General features: G+C 73.7%; 12 protein-coding genes. 8 read left to right on the forward strand and 4 right to left on the reverse strand.

Going from position 1 to position 18,500, the window contains the following annotated elements:
* Window positions 1-115 precede the first annotated feature (115 nt).
* Both ACIHFE_RS06290 and ACIHFE_RS06295 read right to left on the reverse strand, forming a co-directional pair.
* Window positions 116-1,045 carry a helix-turn-helix transcriptional regulator gene (locus tag ACIHFE_RS06290; protein WP_400104640.1) on the reverse strand — a complete coding sequence of 310 codons (930 nt, stop codon included), beginning with the start codon at window positions 1,043-1,045 and terminating at the stop codon, window positions 116-118.
* Window positions 1,045-1,905 carry a DUF4097 family beta strand repeat-containing protein gene (locus tag ACIHFE_RS06295; RefSeq protein ID WP_400104641.1) on the reverse strand — a complete coding sequence of 287 codons (861 nt, stop codon included), beginning with the start codon at window positions 1,903-1,905 and terminating at the stop codon, window positions 1,045-1,047. The genes ACIHFE_RS06290 and ACIHFE_RS06295 overlap by 1 nt, the downstream gene beginning before the upstream one ends.
* Window positions 1,906-1,994: 89 nt before the next feature.
* On the opposite strand from ACIHFE_RS06295, the gene ACIHFE_RS06300 reads away from it, so the two are divergent.
* A complete protein-coding gene (locus ACIHFE_RS06300; RefSeq protein ID WP_400104642.1) occupies window positions 1,995-2,786 on the forward strand; it encodes a hypothetical protein in 792 nt (263 codons plus the stop codon).
* Window positions 2,787-2,801: 15 nt separating this feature from the next.
* Here the strand turns inward: ACIHFE_RS06300 and ACIHFE_RS06305 are convergent, their stop codons facing one another.
* Window positions 2,802-2,984 (reverse strand): DUF6104 family protein, encoded by a 183-nt coding sequence (locus ACIHFE_RS06305; protein ID WP_400104643.1) that lies wholly within the window; start codon window positions 2,982-2,984, stop codon window positions 2,802-2,804.
* 141 nt (window positions 2,985-3,125) lie between these two features.
* On the opposite strand from ACIHFE_RS06305, the gene ACIHFE_RS06310 reads away from it, so the two are divergent.
* The 7 genes from ACIHFE_RS06310 to fxsT all read left to right on the forward strand — a co-directional run bounded on the left by ACIHFE_RS06310 (window position 3,126) and on the right by fxsT (window position 14,628).
* Complete coding sequence (locus ACIHFE_RS06310; protein ID WP_400104644.1) at window positions 3,126-3,521, forward strand: CU044_2847 family protein; 396 nt, start codon at window positions 3,126-3,128, stop codon at window positions 3,519-3,521.
* Window positions 3,518-5,662: a trypsin-like peptidase domain-containing protein gene (locus ACIHFE_RS06315; protein ID WP_400104645.1), complete on the forward strand. Its 2,145-nt coding sequence runs from the start codon at window positions 3,518-3,520 to the stop codon at window positions 5,660-5,662. The genes ACIHFE_RS06310 and ACIHFE_RS06315 overlap by 4 nt, the downstream gene beginning before the upstream one ends.
* A 181-nt stretch (window positions 5,663-5,843) precedes the next feature.
* Window positions 5,844-6,857 carry an AAA family ATPase gene (locus ACIHFE_RS06320; protein ID WP_400104646.1) on the forward strand — a complete coding sequence of 338 codons (1,014 nt, stop codon included), beginning with the start codon at window positions 5,844-5,846 and terminating at the stop codon, window positions 6,855-6,857.
* A 6-nt stretch (window positions 6,858-6,863) separates the two neighbouring features.
* Complete coding sequence (locus ACIHFE_RS06325) at window positions 6,864-9,851, forward strand: SAV_2336 N-terminal domain-related protein (RefSeq protein WP_400104647.1); 2,988 nt, start codon at window positions 6,864-6,866, stop codon at window positions 9,849-9,851.
* A 101-nt stretch (window positions 9,852-9,952) separates the two neighbouring features.
* Window positions 9,953-10,186: a hypothetical protein gene (locus tag ACIHFE_RS06330; RefSeq protein WP_400104648.1), complete on the forward strand. Its 234-nt coding sequence runs from the start codon at window positions 9,953-9,955 to the stop codon at window positions 10,184-10,186.
* Entirely contained in the window at window positions 10,183-11,541 is a 1,359-nt protein-coding gene (locus ACIHFE_RS06335; RefSeq protein ID WP_400104649.1) for an aKG-HExxH-type peptide beta-hydroxylase, read from the forward strand. The genes ACIHFE_RS06330 and ACIHFE_RS06335 overlap by 4 nt, the downstream gene beginning before the upstream one ends.
* Window positions 11,542-11,610: 69 nt before the next feature.
* Window positions 11,611-14,628, forward strand: coding sequence for an FxSxx-COOH system tetratricopeptide repeat protein (fxsT, locus tag ACIHFE_RS06340; RefSeq protein WP_400104650.1), 3,018 nt, complete (start codon window positions 11,611-11,613; stop codon window positions 14,626-14,628).
* Window positions 14,629-14,692: 64 nt separating this feature from the next.
* On the opposite strand, the gene ACIHFE_RS06345 is transcribed toward fxsT, so the two are convergent.
* Window positions 14,693-18,487 (reverse strand): multifunctional oxoglutarate decarboxylase/oxoglutarate dehydrogenase thiamine pyrophosphate-binding subunit/dihydrolipoyllysine-residue succinyltransferase subunit, encoded by a 3,795-nt coding sequence (locus ACIHFE_RS06345; protein ID WP_400104651.1) that lies wholly within the window; start codon window positions 18,485-18,487, stop codon window positions 14,693-14,695.
* Window positions 18,488-18,500 lie beyond the last annotated feature (13 nt).

Genomic DNA, 18,500 nt, shown 5'->3' on the forward strand with positions numbered 1-18,500 from the left:
CGGCGACGGTTGCCGCCGTGGGGGGCCACGATGCGTCCTGGGTGCGGGTCGGTTGTGGCTGGTCGCGCAGTTCCCCGCGCCCCGTAGGGGGCGCCCCCTTGCGGGGCTCCGCCCTCTACGGGGCGTCCCCGCCCAGTGTCTGGTTGATGTGGGCGGCCGTCTCGGCCAACCGGGCCCTGATCTCGGCCAGTTGGCCGGGGGTCACCCCGTGGTCCCGGGCCGTGTCGCGGATTTCGTCGCGGAACCGGTCCAGGAGGCGGTCCAGGTCTCGGGCGGGGTTCTTGGAGAAGGCGTCGTCGGCGGTGGCCCACTCGGGGGTGGGCGGGTGCTCGCGGGCCGGGCCCCGGGTCTGGCCGGCCAGTGAACCCAGCTCGCGGGCCAGGGCGTTGACGCCCTCGGCGAGGCCGGAGGGCCAGTCGCCCTTGCGGGTGTGCTCGCGGACCTGCTCCTGCACCCGCTCCTTGATGCGCAGCACCTCCTCGCGGGCGTGGTCCTGGGCCTCGCGGGCCTGGCGGCGGGCCCGCTGGGCGTCCTGGCGGGCGCGGCGGCTCTCCTCCTTGGCTCGGCGGGCCTGTTCCCGCCACTCTTCCTTGGCCCGGCGCCACTCCTCCCTGGCGCCGGCGAGGTAGTCGCCGGAGCGCTCGGCGGCGGTGGCCTCGCGGGCCTCGCGCATCGCCTCGCGCATCTCACGGCGCAGATCGCCGGCCGCGCCACGGACGTCCTCGCGGATGTCGGCGGCGAGGGCGGAGACGGAGTCCTGGATCTCCAGCTCCAGTTCGGCCAGTTCGCCCTGGCGGTCGGCCAGTTCGGCCCGGCCGGCCGGGGTGATGGAGTAGACCTTGCGGCCGCCCTCGGTGGTGTGGGTGACCAGGCCCTCGGCCTCCAGCTTGGCCAGCCGGGGGTAGACGGTGCCGGCGGAGGGCGCGTACAGCCCCTGGAAGCGCTCCTCCAGCTGCCGGATGATCTCGTAGCCGTGCCGGGGCGCCTCGTCGAGCAGCTTGAGCAGGTACAGCCGCAGCCGGCCGTGGGCGAAGACGGGGGGCATCAGAGAACCTTTCCTTCCACGGGGGCGTCGGCGGGCTCCTCGGGCGAGGGCGGCCGGCGCAGCAGGGCGACGGTGCCGGAGGCGGTGGTGGCCTTGAGCCGGCCGCCGCCGGTGCCCAGCCGCCCGGTGATCCGCTTGGCGCCCCACTGGCCGGTGACCCGCAGGTCCTCGAAGGCGCAGGAGGCCCCGCCGGTGGCGGTGCTGGCCTCCACCTCGGCGTCGACCGGGTGTGGCAGGCGGATGGCGATGTCGCCGGAGACGGTGGTCAGCTCCAGTGAGAGGTCACCGCCGGTGGCGGACAGGTCAACCAGGACGCTGCCGCTCACCGTCTTGGCCCGTACCGAGCCCCGGGTGCCCTCCACCAGGGTCAGATCGCCGGAGACCGAGGAGTAGCGGAGGTCGCCGCCGAGCGCCTGGGCCTCCAGGGCGCCGGAGACCGTCTCGGCGTGGACCGGGCCGGCCAGGCCGACCAGGGTGGTGTCACCGGAGACGCCGCGCAGCTCGGTGGGGGCGGTGATGCCGGAGACCACGGCGGCGGCGCCCACCGTGCCGACCTCGACCCGGGTGCCGCAGGGCACGGTGAGGGTGACCTCCACGGCGCGCTGCCAGCCCTTGCGGTCGAGCCACTTCAGGATGCTCTGCCAGGACAGGTCGTCGTAGCCGACCCGGAGCTGTCCGTCCAGCAACTGCACGGACAGCGGCGGGCCCTGCAGGTCGGACAGCTCCAGCCGGGCCGGGCCGCCGTCGGAGCCCACGACATTGACCGTGCCATTGACGACGCTCACATTGAGGGCGGTGACCGGCTCCTCGAAGGTGAGCCTCTGCGGTGTGGTGAGCGACCACTGCGACCGGTCGGACATACGGACCTCCTATATCGCGTCTTCCGCTAAACACGATATATCGCGGCTCCGGGAAGTCAAGGGGCCTTCGGTTGGCATAGCGTTGACGCATGTCCGCGACTGATCACATCCCGGCGGCCGGTCTGCTGCTGCTCTGCCGGGCCGCCCCCGACCGCGTCCGACCCGCCGCGCAACTGCTGCGCCGCCCGCTGCTGCTGGCCCCGGCGGGGGAGGAGTGGAGCGTGCTGGTGCCCGCGGACGAGTCCTGGCGCGAGGACGGCGCCCACCTGGCGGCGGTGGCCGCGGACTGGGCCAACGCCCTGACCGCCACCGAGAGCTGGCCCGCGGTGGGCCTGTGGTGGGACGCGGACGGGGCCGGATTCGTGGTGGCCACCGGCTTCCGGCGGACGGCCGGCTACACCTGGCTGGCGGACGGCACCCCGCTCGGTGAGGCGGAGGCGCTGCGCACGGTGCGGGTGCGGCTGGGGCTGGACCCGGTGCTGGACGCCCAGGCGCTGGAGGCGCTGACCCGGACCGACTCGGACGCCGACGCCCGTGCCCGGCTGCTGGGACTGGTGGCGGTGCTGGGCCGGGCCGGGCTCCGCCTGGGCCCGGGCCTGGGGCCCGGCGCCGGCGAGCAGGAGCTGTGCGCGGCCGCGGCCGCGCTGCCCATGGCGGAGGCGGTCCAGTGGCCGGGATGGCGCGGCGGGCTGGAGTCCGGGGTACGCGCCTGGATGCGCGGGCCCCGGGCCCGGATGGTGGGCGCGGCCGAGGTGGGCACCGGCCTGGCCCTGCTGGCCTGGGCGGGCGGCCGCCGGCGCGGATGGGCGGCGCTGGGAGCGGCGCTGGCCGTCGACGGCGCGCTCACCCTGGCCTATGAGCGGTGGCGGCGGGCCTCCTGACCGAAGGCCGGGCGCCTACTCCTCGTCGTCCTCGTCGTCCAGGCGGGCCAGCCAGGTCGCCAGGCGCTCCACCGGCACCTCGAAGTCGGGGTTGAGGTCGACGAAGGTACGCAGCTGCTCGGCCACCCAGCCCAGGGTGACCTCTTCCTCGCCGCGCCGGTTCTCCAGTTCTTCGATGCCTCGGTCGGTGAAGTACAACGCTCTCTCCGTCAGGGTTGCGGCCGGACAATCCCGTCAAGGATAGGCCGCCCCCGGCCCGGCGCCCCTGGCCGTCACCTCTCGCGCCCGTCAGGGCAGAGGACTAGCCTGCTGCCACATTGCGGATGACGGGGGTGGCACGTGTCCGACGGGATCACTCAGGTGCGGCTGGACGACGGCACGGTCGTCTGGGCGCGGATCAGCGAGGCGCACCAGCTGTCCGGGCCGGGGGAGGGCGGCTACCGGGACTCCAGCGCGGTCAGCCGGGTCGCCGACCTGGCGGGCGGGCTCTCCGATGTGGTGCACGGGGTGGTGGGCTCGCTGCGCGCGGGGCTGGCCGCCGCCCGGCCGCAGGAGGTGGAGGTCGAGTTCGGCATAGAACTGTCCGCCAAGGCGGGCAAGGTGATCAGTCTGCTCGCCGACGGCGAGGGCCGGGCCTCGATCAAGGTGAGGCTCACCTGGTCCGAGGCGTCCGAAAACGAACGCGCGGCTCCGGCGCCCGGACCGGACAACTCCGCTTCCCTCGGTGCCTCTTGAGCTCCCTGGAAGGCGCCGTCCGCCGGTCCGTGGTGCGCATCTGCGCGGCCGGGGGCGGAAAGGAGCGCGATGGCGACCGGTTCTGGGGCAGCGGCTTCTTCATAGCGCCCGGGCTGGTCCTGACCTGTGCCCATGTGGTGGGGGTGGGGGGTGGCGGCGTGCTGGACGGCGGCACGGCCCTCGACATCACCGACTGGCGGGAACGCACCACCGAGGGGCGGGTGGTGTTCGCCCTGCCCCGCGTCCCGGACCCGGACCGCCCGCCGTACCCCTGGCCGCTGCCGGATCTGGCCCTGGTGGAGGTGGCCGGCGCCCAGGACGCCGAGTGCCTCTGGCTCAGCGACCGTTCGGCCGTGGTCCCGGCGCCGGTCAGTCTGCACGGCTGGTCCCGGGAGCTCGGGGAACTGGCCCTGCGCTTCGGCACCGGCACCGCCTCCGGCGGCGACGGCGACAGCGCCATGCTGCTGCGCGGCGAGATACCGGTGGAGGGCTGCTCCGGCGGGCCGGTGCTGGACACCGGCCGGGGCGCGGTGATCGGCGTCAGCAAGGGGCGCGGCCAGGACACCGCCGGCCTGGCGGTGCCCGTCACCGCGCTCCGCCGGATGGCCAACGACCTGCCCGGACGCGCCCGGCTGCACGCCATCGTCCGCGCCCACGACCGCCACCACCTCCAGCGCTACCGCGCCTTCGGCGCCACCGCCACCTGGACCGGCCTGCAGCGCGGCCTGCGCCCGCACGGCCAGGGCTTCACCCCGGTGCTGCGCACCCAGCTCTTCGCCCAGCTCGCCGAGTTGCCGCCGCCCGGCACCCCGGGCGAGGTGATGGCCCTGGTCGACGAGGTCAAGAGCCGGGTCATCCAGGACCCCTACCAGCCGGGCGTGGAGCATGACCCGCGCAGCTGGCGGGAGGGCGTGGGGCTGCTGTACGACCTGCGGGACGGCGGCGCGGGCAGCAAGGAGGACACCCCGGGAGCGACGCGAGACCTGGAGGTGGAGGCGGTCCTGCTGTACGCGGCCCATGTGGCGGCGGCGGTCAGCGCGCTGGGCCGGGCCGAGGACGAGCGGGCGCTGCGCGAGCTGGGCGGCTGGCTGACCCTGAACGCCGAGACGCTGGAGCTGCCGGACGTCATCCGCCAGGACATCCGCCGGATCCTGTACGGGGGTTCGGCCGGCTTCCGGGACGAGCCGCCGGACGCGCCCCAGGGTGCCGCCGGGGCCCGGGACGGCGCGGTGGTGCTCGATCCCCGGCCGACCCCCCGGGTGGACCCGCCGCGGCGCCCGGTGCGCGCCCGGGCCGATGTGATCGTGGAGGTCGACCCGCTGCTCTACGGCGACCACTACCCCTGGCGGATCAAGCTGTTGCGCGAGGACGACCTGGTCACCCCGCTGTACGGCGATGAACGCGGGGAGACCCGGGGGCAGTTGTGGCAGGCCCTGCGCGAGCCGGTCGCCGATGCGCTGCGCAAGGGCGATGTGGGCCAGCATCTGGCCGCCCTGCAGATGATCCTGCCGCGTGAGCTCTTCGACGAGCCGCTGGACGCCTGGCGGCTCACCCCGCCCGGTGGCGAGGGCGGCCCCATCGACCCGCACACCGTGCCGCTGGGCCAGCGCCGGGTGGTCTATCTGCGGGACCGGCGGCGCCGGGACGAGCCCGCCATCCCGGAGTGGATCAGCCGCTGGAAGGGTGCCGAGCGCGGCGGGCTGACCGCGGTGCCGCTGCGCAAGGAGGTGCCCTGGTGCGGCCACGGCGGCGGCCGCCGGGAAAGCGGATACGCGGCCTACGCACGGCTGTCGGAGGTTCCGGACACCGCGGTGCCGGTCTACTGCGGGCCGGTCGCCAGCGGGGAGGGGGCGCAGGCGATGGAGGCGGCGCTCGCCGCGGGACACGCGGTGGTGATCTGGCGGCGGTGCGCCAGTGAGCACAGCGACTGCGCCGACTTCCATGAACGCGTGGGGGAGTTGCTGCATTCGGTGGGCCGGTCCGGGGAACTCCACCGTACGATAAGGAGTTTGCGGCGACGCTGTGCCGATCCGGAGGCGGACCAGGATGTGCTGTGGGCCCGGTCGATAGCGGTCCTGTTCGACTCGCCGGAGCGGCCGCCGCTGCCGGATGCGCTGCGCGCCCCCGGGACGGTGAGATGACGCCAACCATGTGTACGGCACGTCAACTTCCTTGCCGGCTTGGCGTCAAAGGATTATCAGGCACTCGGCAGGCCGGTCGCCGGGAGGTAACGTCATTCCGGGGACGGGAAATCCGCGGGGCGGCAGGGCGAGCGGCACGGCGGGCCTGTTGAGGGTCACACCAGCGACGGAGGAGCCCAGGGTGAACGATTGGCGGATCTACCGGGGAGCGGGCCTGCCGCACGACGGTATACGGCGCCTGCCGCCGCCCCCGCCCTGGCGGGACTTCGCCGCCTCGGGACCGGACCAGGGGGCGGCCGCCGACCCCAGCGCGGCGCGCCGGCTGGGGGTGCTGCGCCGGCTGGTGGAGAACCACCATCCGCGTCCCGAGGAGGTGGAGGCGGTCAACGCCGCGCTCTATCTGCGCCGTCCGCTGCTGGTGACCGGCAGTCCCGGAACCGGAAAGTCCACACTGGCCCACGCGGTCGCCCATGAGCTGGGCCTGGGGCGGGTGTTGCGCTGGCCCATCGTCAGCCGCAGCACCCTGCGCGACGGGCTCTACCACTATGACGCCATCGCCCGGCTGCAGGATGTGCAGCTGGAACGGGCCGGCGGCGACGCCGGAACCCCGGGGACCCGGCACTCCATCGGCTCGTACATCCGGCTGGGCCCGCTGGGCACCGCCCTGCTGCCGGTGGAACAGCCCAGGGTGCTGCTGGTGGACGAGCTGGACAAGAGCGATCTCGACCTGCCCAACGACCTGTTGAACGCCCTGGAGGAGGGCGAGTTCCAGCTGCCCGAGCTGGAGCGGATCGCCGACCGGGAGCCGGAGGTGGAGGTCGGCACCGACGACGGCGGCCGCGCCCTGATCCGTGGCGGCCGGGTGCGCTGCACCACCTTCCCGCTGATCCTGCTCACCTCCAACGGCGAACGGGACTTCCCCGCCGCCCTGTTGCGGCGCTGCATCCAGCTGGATCTCAAACCGCCCGGCGAGGAACAGCTGACCGCCATGGTCCGCGCCCATCTCGGGGACGACGCGGTCACCGGGGGCGAGGAGCTGATCCAGCGGTTCCTGGACCGCGAGCCCGGTGAGGTGATCGCCGCCGACCAGCTGCTCAACGCGCTCTTCCTCACCCAGCACGCGCCGCGCACCGAACCGGTCACCCGGGAGCGGCTGGCCGACATGCTGATGCAACCGCTGGACCGCCCGAGGTGATGAGGGATGACGGCGCCCCCCGAGCCGCGACTGCACCAGCTCATCGCCCGGCTGAGGGCGGCCGCTCTGGACCTCACCGCTGAACAGATCGCCGACGCGGTCTGGCTGGCCCGGTGGATGACCGCACGGGAGGAGCCCCGGTGCCCGGCCGGCCCCGGGCCGGCCGCGGCCGGCCCGGCGTCCGGCCCGCGGCAGCCGGAGCTCGCCACCGGCGCCCCGCCGGCCCCGTCGGCAGCCCCGGCGGCGCCCGCCGCCACCCGCCGGGCCGAGCGGACCGCCCCCGTCTCGCTCTATGCCGAGGGGCGCGCCGAGGCGCCCGCACGCCCCCGTGAGCGCCCCGAGGTGTTCCCCGTCCGGGTGCCCGCCGCCGGGGCGCTGCCCGGACTGCTCGGCCTGCAGCGGTCGCTGCGCCCGCTGCGCGGCTACCGCTCGCTGGCCGCGCCGCTGCCCGGCCCGCTGGACGAACAGGCCACCGCGGACCGGGGCGCGCGCACCGGCGTGCTGCAGCCGGTCTACCGCCCCGGCGCCCGGCAGGCTGCCGGCATGCAACTGCTGATGGACACCTCCTCGTCCATGGTCGTCTGGGAGCGGATGCTGGAGGAACTCCAGCAGACCTGCGCCCAGTTGGGCGTCTTCCGGGATGTCCAGGTGCGCTATCTGCACCGCGGCCCGGACGGCACCCCGCTGATCGGCACCACCGCCGCGCCCCGCGGCGAGCCGGAACTGGGGCTGCGCCCGGCCGATCAGTTCCGGGACCCCACCGGGCGCCGGCTCACCCTGGTCATCAGCGACTGCGTGGGGCCGCTGTGGCGCCAGGGACGGGCCCAGCGGCTGCTGCATCACTGGTCGCGCACCTCACCGGTGGCCATCGTCCAGCCCCTGCCGCCCCGGCTGTGGTCCCGTACCGCGCTGTCCGCCCAACCCGGGCTGCTGGTCCGCGACCCGCTGGCGGGCGGCCGCCTGGGCTTTGAACCGGACGGCTTCCGGCGCCCCGCCCGGCCGGGCGCGCTGCCGGTGCCGGTGCTGCTGCCGGTGCGCGAGGCGCTGGGCGCCTGGGCCCGGCTGCTGTCCGGTCCCGGCCGCAGCCAGGTCCGCGGGGCCGCCGCCTGGCTGCTGCCCGGCCACCCCGCGCTGCCCGAGCCGGCCGAGGACGGGGACGGGCGCGGCGCCGACGAACGGCTGCGCTCCTTCCGGGCCGGCGCCTCCTCGGGAGCGCTGCGGCTGGCCGTGCACCTGGCCGCGGTGCCGCTGACACTGCCGGTGATGCAGCTGGTCCAGCGGGCCATGCTGCCCGACACCGGCCCCATGGAGCTGGCCGAGGTGCTGCTGAGCGGCCTGCTGTGGCGGCTGCCGGACCACGGCGAGCAGCAGGGCACCGGACCCTGGTACGAATTCGCCGACGGGGTCCGGGAGTTGCTGCTCCAGTCGCTGGAGCAGGGCGAGGCCGCCCTGGTGCTCAAACACTGCTCGGACTATGTGGAGCGCCAGTTCGGCAAGAGCGCCCGCAACTTCTCCGCCCTGGCGGTCGCCCAGCTCACCGGAGAGGCGGCGGCCGGCGGCGAGTCCGGCACCCCGGAACCGGAGCTGTTCGCCCGGGTGCCCGCCCGGGTGGTCCGCTGGTACCGGCGGGTGCCCGCGGAGACCGGGCCGCTGGCCGAGGCCGAGGCGCTGCTGGCGCTCTGGCACGCCCAGGGCGACCCGGAGCTGCTGCACCGGGCCCGCGGCCTGGCCGAACCCGCCCTGGGGCAGGACGTGGACGCGGTACGGGCCCATCTGGTGCTCGGCAAGGTGCTGCGCGCGCTGGCCGGCACCGAGGACATCCGCCGGGAGCCCGCCGCCCGCCGGGAGACCCTTCAGCGGGCGGCCGCCGTGCTGGCCGAGGCACACCGGCGCACCGAGGCCGGCAGCCGGTGGCACACCGAGGCCGGGCTGGAGCTGGCCGCGGTCCGGCACGCCGCCTGGCAGACGGACGGCGAGGAGGAGCAACTGCACGAGGCCGAGCGGGTGCTGCGCGCACTGCCCCCCGGCAGCCGGCGCCACCTCCGGCTGGGCCGGGTGCTGCTGGACCTGGCCCGTACCGGCCCCGAACCGCCGGCGCGCGCCACCGAAGCCGCCGCCGAACTGCGGGCCGGCTGCGCCCTGCTGGACGCCGAGGACGCGCCGGCCGTGCGCCGCTGCGCGGCCCGGCTGGACCTGGCCCGGGCGCTGCGGCTGGCCGGCGCCCCCGCCCCGGAGGTGCTGGCCGCGCTGGCCCAGGCCGAGTCGGCCGCCGTGGACGACCCACAACGCCTGCACTGCCGCACCGAGTCGGCCCGTACCCATGCGGCCCGCCGGGACTGGCCCCCCGCCGACGCCGCCTACCAGGCCGCGGTCTCGCTCACCGGCCGGGACGACCCCCGGCGCAGCGAACTGCTCGCGGAGTGGGGCGAGTTGCTGCTGGGGCGGGCGGAGCACGGGGACGATGAGACGGTCTCCCGGGCCGAGGCGGTGCTGCGGGAGGCGTTCGCGGTGGTGCCCGGCCGCTCGCCGCTGCGCTCCGGGCTGCAACTGCTGCTGGGGCGGGCCCTGGTGCTACGCGCCGCCCGGCTGGGCTATCTGCCCGACCTCTATGAGAGCTGCCATCTGCTGGAGCAGGCCGCCCGGCGCGCCCCGGACGGCGCGGTGCGCGCCGAGGCCTGGCTGGCGCTGGGCACCGCCCGGCTGGCGCTGCGCGAGCACACGGCCGCGGTGCCGCTGGCCGACGCGGCTGCCGCGTTCGCCGCCGCGGCCGAGGAGGCCGGCCGTCAGTCGGCGGAGCCCGGCTCGGTGACCGCCGCCCGGGCCTGGCACCGCTATGGCCAGGCCCTGGAGCGGATGGGGCTGCACCGGCAGGCGCTGGCCGCCTACCGGGACGCCGCCCGGCAGTGGCGGGACCTGACGGCCCGGCTGGCCGAGGTCCCTTGGGACGAGGTGCAGGAGACCCGGGAGAGTGTGGCGCGGCTGTCCGGTGGTTGACCACAGCTGTTCCGAACGGGTTTCCGGATTACGGTGGTTGGGAAGAACCGAGCAACCGTGTCAGCCGCCCCCGGCGGACGGCGGCAGGGAGGGAGACGAGGGTGCCGAAGCAGAGGAACGCCGCTACGGCCGACCCGAAGGACAGCGCGCCCCCCGCGCCGCTGCCCGACCTCACCGGCGTCGGCCTGCGGAGTCTGCGCACAATGGCCGATCCGGAGCTGACGGCCGCGGTGGAGAGCGCGCTGCGGCACCCGGCGGAGTTCGGGGAGACCTGGTACTCCAGCGGGGGAACCGTGGGGAAGCGGATGCGCGCGGGGCGCGGGACCGGCAGGTGACGCGCGGAGAACCGGACAGCCGCCGGCCGGTATCCGGTCAGAGTTCCCGGGCGGCCGGACCGGCCCGGACGGTGCCCGCCGCCGCACTGGCCCGGCTGGCCCGTACCCGGTCCACCGCGGAGGACCGCACCCTGCTGCACAACGCCCTGCACAGCCGGCGGCTGGTCCTGCTCAAGTCCCTGCTCACCCGGCTGGAACGGCAGCCCCGGGCACTGGACGGGCGGGCGCGGCGGCGCTTCGAGGAGCACTGGCGGTTACTGGAGCGCGCCGAGGAACGCCATCCGCGCTCGGCGCGCGACACCCTGGACTACCCGGCCGTGGGCAACTGGCTGGCCAGCGCCCTGGCGGCGCCGGACGGCCCGGAGTTCACCCGGGCCGTGGAACACCTGGGCGCCACCGCCACCGCCGCCGCACTGCTCTCCGGCACCTCCTTCACCACCGAACTCGCCACCCCCGAGGGCCTGCTGGCGCTCCCCGGCATAGGGCTGGCGGAGACCGGCGCCCCCGTGGTCCGGCTCACCGCCCGCTCCCGCACCGCCCGGCTGACCACCGACGGGCACCGCACCGGCCCGGTCCTGCTGCGCACCGCCGGCCGGGTGGCCGGGGCGGGCAGCGGCTGGCACGCCCTGCGGCGGCTGCCCGGCTCGGACATCCTGCTGGACGACCTCGACCCCTACCGGGCGCCCGCCCAGGGCGTGGGCCGGGCCGCGCTGCCCGCCGCCGCCCGCACCCTGACCGGCCCCGAGCCCTGGACCCGCCGCTGGCGGGCGGCCCAGGCGCTGCTGCGGGCCACCGACCCGGAGCGGGCCAGGGAGACGGCGGAGCTGCTGCGCTGCCTGGTACCCCTGGCCACGGCGCCCGGCAGCACGGTCAGCGCCACCTTCCGGGCCGCCCCGGGCGCGGTGCTCACCACCCTGCCGGACAGCCCCACCGGCCTGGCCGAGGTGCTGGTCCATGAGACCCAGCACAGCAAACTGGCCGTGCTGCACGACCTGTTGCCGCTGCACCGGGCGAGCCCGCTGGCCGTCCACAAGGTCGCCTGGCGGCGTGACCCACGGCCCCTGGAAGGGGTGCTCCAGGGCTGCTACGCCCATCTGGCGCTGGCCGACTTCTGGGCCCGGGCGGCCGGCCGGGACGGGCTGTCGCCCGGGGCGCGGCAAACGGCCCGCGCACGCAGTGATTCCTACCGCCAACAGGTCGCGGAAGCCCTGCCCATCCTGCTTGAATCCAGTGAACTCACACCTGCCGGACGGGAGTTCACCACCGGCATGGCCCAGCTGCTGGCCGCCCTGGAGCGGACCGGACGGGTGGCCATGACCATCGGCGGTCCGTCATGGGACGGTGACGTACGGTAATCTTGCCGCCGCGTCGGACGGCCGGGCCGGACCCGGTCACACCGCGGTGCGAAGGAACGAGGGACGTGCATGAACACGCAGCGGCAACCGGCTTCCGCCGGTGCGCAGGATCAGGTCAGTGAGCTCTTCGTCGTCGTCTTCGCCGGCTACTACCGGCCCTGGGCCACCTGGATCCAGCACCGGCTGGAGAGCCATGGCCACCGGGTGGTGCTGCAGCGCTGGGACCCGCCCCGGGAGATCTCGCTGGAGAGCGCGCTCGGCGATCTGCTGCTGGCCAGGGGACGGATCCTGCTGGTGCTCAGTGACTGGTTCTTCGAACTCGGCCCGCGCCAGGAGGGCGAGTGGACCCAGGCGCTGCGCGGCATCGTGGCCGCCAACGCCGAGCGGTTCGCGGCGGTCAACCTCACCAACCGGGCGCTGCTGCCCGCCACCGCGGTGCTGGAGCCGGTGGACCTGTGGGGCATCGGCGGCCCGGAGGCCGAACGCCGGCTGCTGAGCCGGCTGGGGCTGCCGGAGGGCCCGCCCCGGCGCGAACTGCCCACCGGCTCCCGCTACCCCAACGACCCGCCGGCGGTCTGGGGCGAGGTCCCGCGCCGCAACCGCCGCTTCACCGGCCGCGATGAACTGCTCAACCGGCTCCAGCAGCAGCTCACCGAGGCCGAACAGGGCACCGCCACGGTCGCGTTGCTGGGCATGAGCGGCATCGGCAAGACCCAGATGGCCGCCGAGTACGCGCACCGCTTCAGCTCCGACTACGACATCGTCTGGTGGGTGAACTCCGACACCCGGGGCACCCAGCGCGAACGCTGGGCCGAACTCGCCCCGGAACTGGGCCTGTCGGTGGGTTCCGAGCCCGGTGAGCGCATCCGCGCGGTCCGCGAGGCGCTGCGCCGCGGCCGGCCCCATGGCCGCTGGCTGGTGATCTTCGACGGCTGGGACGACCTGGAGGGCGCCGAGGACCTGCTGCCCGCCGGCCCCGGCCATGTGCTGATCACCTCGCGCAACCGGGGCTGGGCCGACGCGGGAGCCACCGTGCTGGACATCCCCGGCTTCCTGCGCGCCGAGAGCACCGCCTATCTGATGCGCCGCGCGCCCCGGCTGGCCGCGGCGGAGGCGGACGAGGTGGCCGCCGAACTCGGCGACATCCCGCTGGCGTTGGTGCAGGCCGCCTCCTGGCTGGGGGAGTCGGACATGGAGGTCGCCGAGTACCTGCGCATGGTGCGCGACGGGGAGATGGCCCAGATGGTCAACCCCAGCGGCCTGGACGGGGTGCCCCGCTCCTCGCTGACCTCCTGGTCAATACTGATCAACCGGCTCCGTGAGTCCCAGTCGCACGCGGTGGAACTGCTCAGCCTGTGCACCGCCTTCGCGCCCGGCCGGATTCCCGTCGGCCTGGTCCGGCTGCTGCCGCCCGGCCAGCTGCCGGACCATCTCGGCTGGCTGGTCAGTGACTTGCCCAGCTGGAGCCGGGCCCTGGACACCCTGGTCAACTACTCGGTGTTCACCCGGCGCGATGTCCGCTCCACCGGCGATTCCACCATGGAGCCGGGCCCGGAGCAGGAGGCCGTGCATATGCACCGGCTGGTGCATGACATCGTCACCCGGCTCACCTCCCCCGAGGAGCGGCAGTCCCACCGCCGGATCGTCCGCCGGATGCTGGCCGCCGCCGACCCCGGCAACCCCCAGGACTCCAGGCTCTGGCCGCGCTACGCCGAACTGCTGCCGCACCTGGAGCCGTCCGGGGCGCTGGAGAGCCATGACTACCGGGTCCAGGAGACGGTGCTCAACCTGCTGCGCTACTGCCTGTACAGCGGGGAGTACCAGGTCGGTGCCGAACTCGGCGAGAAGATCCGCGAACAGTGGTCGGAGATCTTCCCGCCCGAGCACCCCAGGATGCTCGACCTCACCACCCAGCAGGGCAACATCCTGCGGGCGTACGGGCAGTTCCGGTCCGCCTATGAGCTGGACCGGGAGACCCTGGAGCGGCTGCGGGTCCTGCCGGAGGCCGACGCCGCCAGTCTGCTGATCGCCGCCGGATGCCTGGCCGCCGACCAGCGCTATCTGGGCCAGTACCCGGAGGCGCTGGAGCGGCAGCAGGAAGTGCTGGACACCGCACGGGAGTTGCTGGGCGCCGATGACTTCATCACCCTCCAGGCCCAGCACCATCTGGGAGTGGGGCTGCGGCTGCTGGGCCGCTACGCGGACGCCTATGACATCGACCTGAAGACCCTGCGCCGGCGGGAGACCCTGCTGCGCGCCCGCCACCCCGCCACCCTGATGTCCGGCATCGCCTGCGCCCGCGACCTGCGGCTGCTGGGCCGCTACGGGGACGCTCTGGCCCGCCAGGAGCTGGGCATGCGGCTGCACCTGCAGGTGCTCGGCCCACAGCACCCCAACACCCTCAGGGCCCGGCACAACCTGCTGCTGTGCGAACGCCGGGCCGGCGCCCACCAGGACCTGGGCGGGGCGATGGCCAGCCTGCTGGAACAGATGGAACAGGTCCATGGCCGCCGGCACTACGCCACCATCGGGCTGGTGGTGGACTACGGCAACTACGCCCGGGAGCATGGCGATCTGCGCCAGGCGCGGGACCTGATCGAGGAGGGCGAGAGCGTTTTCCGTACGCTGCTGGGCCCGGCGCATCCGGTCAGCACCGGGATGCTGGCCAACACCGGACTGGTGCTCCAGGCGGCCGGGGAGCGGGCCGACGCGCTCACCATGTTCGAATCCGCCTATGCGGGACTGACGGCCGCCCTGGGGCCGGACCACCCCTGGGCGCTGGGCTGTGCGCTCAACGCGGCCGCCGGACGGAACCTCAACGGACGGCTGGACAGCGCCAAGGAGCTCAGCCGGGACACCCTGCGCAGGGCCCGTCATGTGCTGGGCCAGGACCACCCCTTCACCCTGTCCTGTGAGGTGGCGCTGGCCGCCGACCTGCGGGCGCTGCGCGAGCACGAGGAGGCCGGCAAGGTCGAGGAGGACGCCCTGCAGCGGCTGGCCCGTACGCTGGGCGCCCAGCACCCGCACACCCAGTCGGCCCGCCAACGGGTGCGCCCCTACTGGGACTTCGAGCCCTATCTGGGCTGACCGCAGACGGCGGAAGGCCCGCACCGAATCGGTGCGGGCCTTCCGCCGGCCAAGGACCAAGCCCTTACGCGTCGAAGACCTCCGCGACGAGCTGAGCCTGCTCGGCCTGGTGCCGCTTCGCGGAACCCACCGCCGGCGAGGAGGAGTGCGGCCGGGAGATCCGGCGCAGCCGCTCCGCGGCCGGGACATCGGCGCCCACCGCCAGGTCCAGGTGGTCGATCAGGTTGAGCGCGATAAACGGCCAGGGACCCTGGTTCGCCGGCTCCTCCTGTGCCCAGAGGTACTTCTCCGCGTTGGCGAACTTGGCGATCTCCGCCTGGAGTTCGGCACCCGGCAGCGGGTAGAGCCGCTCCAGGCGGATCAGCGCGGTGTCCGTGATGCCGCGCTTCTTCCGCTCGGCGTCCAGGTCGTAGTAGATCTTGCCGGAGCAGAACACGACCTTGCGGACGTCCGCCGGGTTGACGGTCTCGTCACCGATGACCGGACGGAAGCCGCCCGAGGTGAACTCCTCCACCTTGGACGCCGCCGCCTTCAGACGCAGCATCGACTTCGGGGTGAAGACGATCAGCGGCTTGTGGTGCGGGTTGTGCACCTGCCAGCGCAGCAGGTGGAAGTAGTTCGACGGCAGCGTCGGCATGGCGACCGTCATGTTGTTCTGCGCGCACAGCTGGAGGAAGCGCTCGATGCGGGCCGAGGAGTGGTCCGGGCCCTGGCCCTCGTAGCCGTGCGGCAGCAGCAGGGTGACGCCGGAGGTCTGGCCCCACTTCTGCTCGGAGGAGGAGATGAACTCGTCCGTGATGCTCTGGGCACCGTTGACGAAGTCACCGAACTGGGCCTCCCACAGCACCAGAGCGTCCGGGCGGGCCAGCGAGTAGCCGTACTCGAAGCCCATCGCCGCGTACTCGCTGAGCAGCGAGTCATAGACGTTGTACCGCGCCTGGTCCTCGGAGAGGTACATCAGCGGGGTGTAGTCCTCGCCGGTCTCCCGGTCCACCAGCACCGCGTGGCGCTGGCCGAAGGTGCCGCGGCGGGAGTCCTGGCCGGCCAGCCGGACCGGGGTGCCCTCCATCAGCAGCGAACCGAAGGCCAGGGTCTCGCCCATGCCCCAGTCGATGGTGCCGTCCTCGATGCTGGCCGCGCGGCGCTGCAGCTGGGGCAGCAGACGCGGGTGCACCGTGACGGTGTCGGGGATGCTGACCTGGGACTCGGCGATCCGCTTGATGACCTCCTGGGAGACCGCGGTCTGCACCGGCACCGGGAACTCGGCCTGCGGGACCGGGACCTCGGCCGGAGCCTGGGCGGTGTCGGCCTCGCGGACCTCGATGAAGACCTTCTCCAGCTGGCCCTGGTAGTCCTGCAGCGCCTGCTCGGCCTCTTCCAGGGTGATGTCGCCCCGGCCGATGAGGGACTCGGTGTAGAGCTTGCGCACCGAGCGCTTCTTGTCGATCAGGTCGTACATCAGCGGCTGGGTGAAGCCCGGGTTGTCGGACTCGTTGTGGCCGCGGCGGCGGTAGCAGATCAGGTCGATGACCACGTCCTTGTTGAACGCCTGGCGGAACTCGAACGCCAGCCGCGCCACGCGGACCACGGCCTCCGGGTCGTCGCCGTTGACGTGGAAGATCGGGGCCTCGATCATCCGGGCCACGTCGGTGCAGTACATCGACGAGCGCGAGGACTCCGGCGGGGCGGTGAAGCCGACCTGGTTGTTGATGACGATGTGCACGGTGCCGCCGGTGCGGTAGCCGCGCAGCTGCGACATGTTGAGGGTCTCGGCCACCACGCCCTGGCCGGCGAAGGCCGCGTCACCGTGCAGCTGGATGGGCAGCACGGTGAAGTCGGTGCCGGCCTTGCCGATGATGTCCTGCTTGGCGCGGGCGATGCCCTCCACCACCGGGTCGACGGTCTCCAGGTGGGAAGGGTTGGCGGCCAGCGAGACCTTGATCTGCTCGCCGTCCAGGCCGGTGAAGACGCCCTCGGCACCCAGGTGGTACTTCACATCGCCGGAGCCGTGCATCGACTTCGGGTCGAGGTTGCCCTCGAACTCGCGGAAGATCTGGGCGTAGGACTTGCCGACGATGTTGGCCAGCACATTCAGCCGGCCGCGGTGGGCCATGCCGATGACGGCCTCGTCCAGACGGGCCTCGGCGGCCGCGTCCAGCACCGAGTCCAGCAGCGGGATGACGGACTCGCCGCCCTCCAGCGAGAAGCGCTTCTGGCCCACGTACTTGGTCTGCAGGAAGGTCTCGAACGCCTCGGCCGCGTTGAGCCGGCGCAGGATGCGCAGCTGCTCCTCGCGCTCCGGCTTGGCGTGCGGGCGCTCCACCCGGTCCTGGATCCACTTGCGCTGCTTGGGGTCCTGGATGTGCATGTACTCGATGCCGGTGGTGCGGCAGTACGAGTCGCGCAGCACGCCCAGGATGTCGCGCAGCTTCATCATGGACTTGCCGGCGAAGCCGCCGACCGCGAACTCCCGCTCCAGGTCCCACAGGGTGAGGCCGTGCTCGGTGATGTCCAGGTCGGGGTGCTTGCGCTGACGGTACTCCAGCGGGTCGGTGTCGGCCATGACATGGCCGCGCACCCGGTAGGAGTGGATCAGCTCGAAGACCCGGGCGGCCTTGGTGACATCGTCGTCGTGCGAGGCGTCGATGTCCCGCATCCAGCGCACCGGCTCGTAGGGGATGCGCAGGGCCTCGAAGATCTCGTCGTAGAAGCCGTTCTCGCCCAGCAGCAGCTGGTGCATGATGCGCAGGAACTCGCCGGAGGCGGCACCCTGGATCACCCGGTGGTCATAGGTCGAGGTCAGGGTCATGACCTTCGAGACACCCATCTTGTTCAGGGTGTCCTGGGAGGTGCCCTGGAACTCGGCCGGGTAGTCCATCGCGCCCACGCCGATGATCAGGCCCTGGCCGGGCATCAGACGCGGCACGGAGTGCACGGTGCCGATGCCGCCCGGGTTGGTCAGCGAGGCGGTGACGCCGGTGAAGTCGTCCATCGTCAGCTTGCCCACCCGGGCGCGCTTGACGATGTCCTCGTAGGCCTGCCAGAACTCGAAGAAGTTGAGGGTCTCGGCCTTCTTGATGGCCGCGACCACCAGCTGACGGTCACCGCTGGGCTTCACCAGGTCGATGGCCAGGCCCAGGTTGACGTGCTCCGGCTTGACCAGGGTGGGCTTGCCGTCCTTCTCCGTGAAGGAGTGGTTCATCGACGGCATCAGCTTCAGCGCCTGCACCATGGCGTAGCCGATCAGGTGCGTGAAGGAGACCTTGCCACCGCGGGCGCGCTTGAGGTGGTTGTTGATGACAATGCGCTGGTCGAACAGCAGCTTCACCGGGACCGCGCGGACCGAGGTGGCGGTCGGCAGCTCCAGGGAGGCGTTCATGTTCTTGGCGACCGCGGCGGACGGGCCGCGCAGCGTCACAAACTCCGGGCCGGCCGGGGCCTCGGCCGCCGGCTGGGCGGGGGCCTTGGGCCGGGCGGCCGGGGTGACCGGCTTCGCCGGTGCCGGTGCCGGAGCCGGGGCGGCAGCGGCGGGGGCCGGCTGGGCCTGCGCCACGGCGGGGGCCGGTGCGGCCGGCTGGGCGGCGGGCTGCGCGGGAGCCGGGGCGGCGGGTGCCGGTGCGGCAGCGGGCGGCGCGGCGGGGGCCGTGCCCGTTGCCGCGGCCTGCGGCGGATTCGCGCCCGGCTTGTAGTCGGCAAAGAAGTCCCACCAGGCTCGGTCGACCGAGTTCGGGTCCTGGAGGTACTGCTGGTAGATCTCGTCGACGAGCCACTCATTGGGACCGAACACGTCAGCAGGGCTCTTGCCCTGCCCGTCTTGGTCGGTCGAGATGCTCGATGAGTTCGGGGACTGTGGCGACACGGCGGCAACCGCC

This window comes from Streptomyces sp. NPDC052396 (genome assembly GCF_044593195.1).
Taxonomy (GTDB): Bacteria; Actinomycetota; Actinomycetes; order Streptomycetales; family Streptomycetaceae; genus Streptomyces.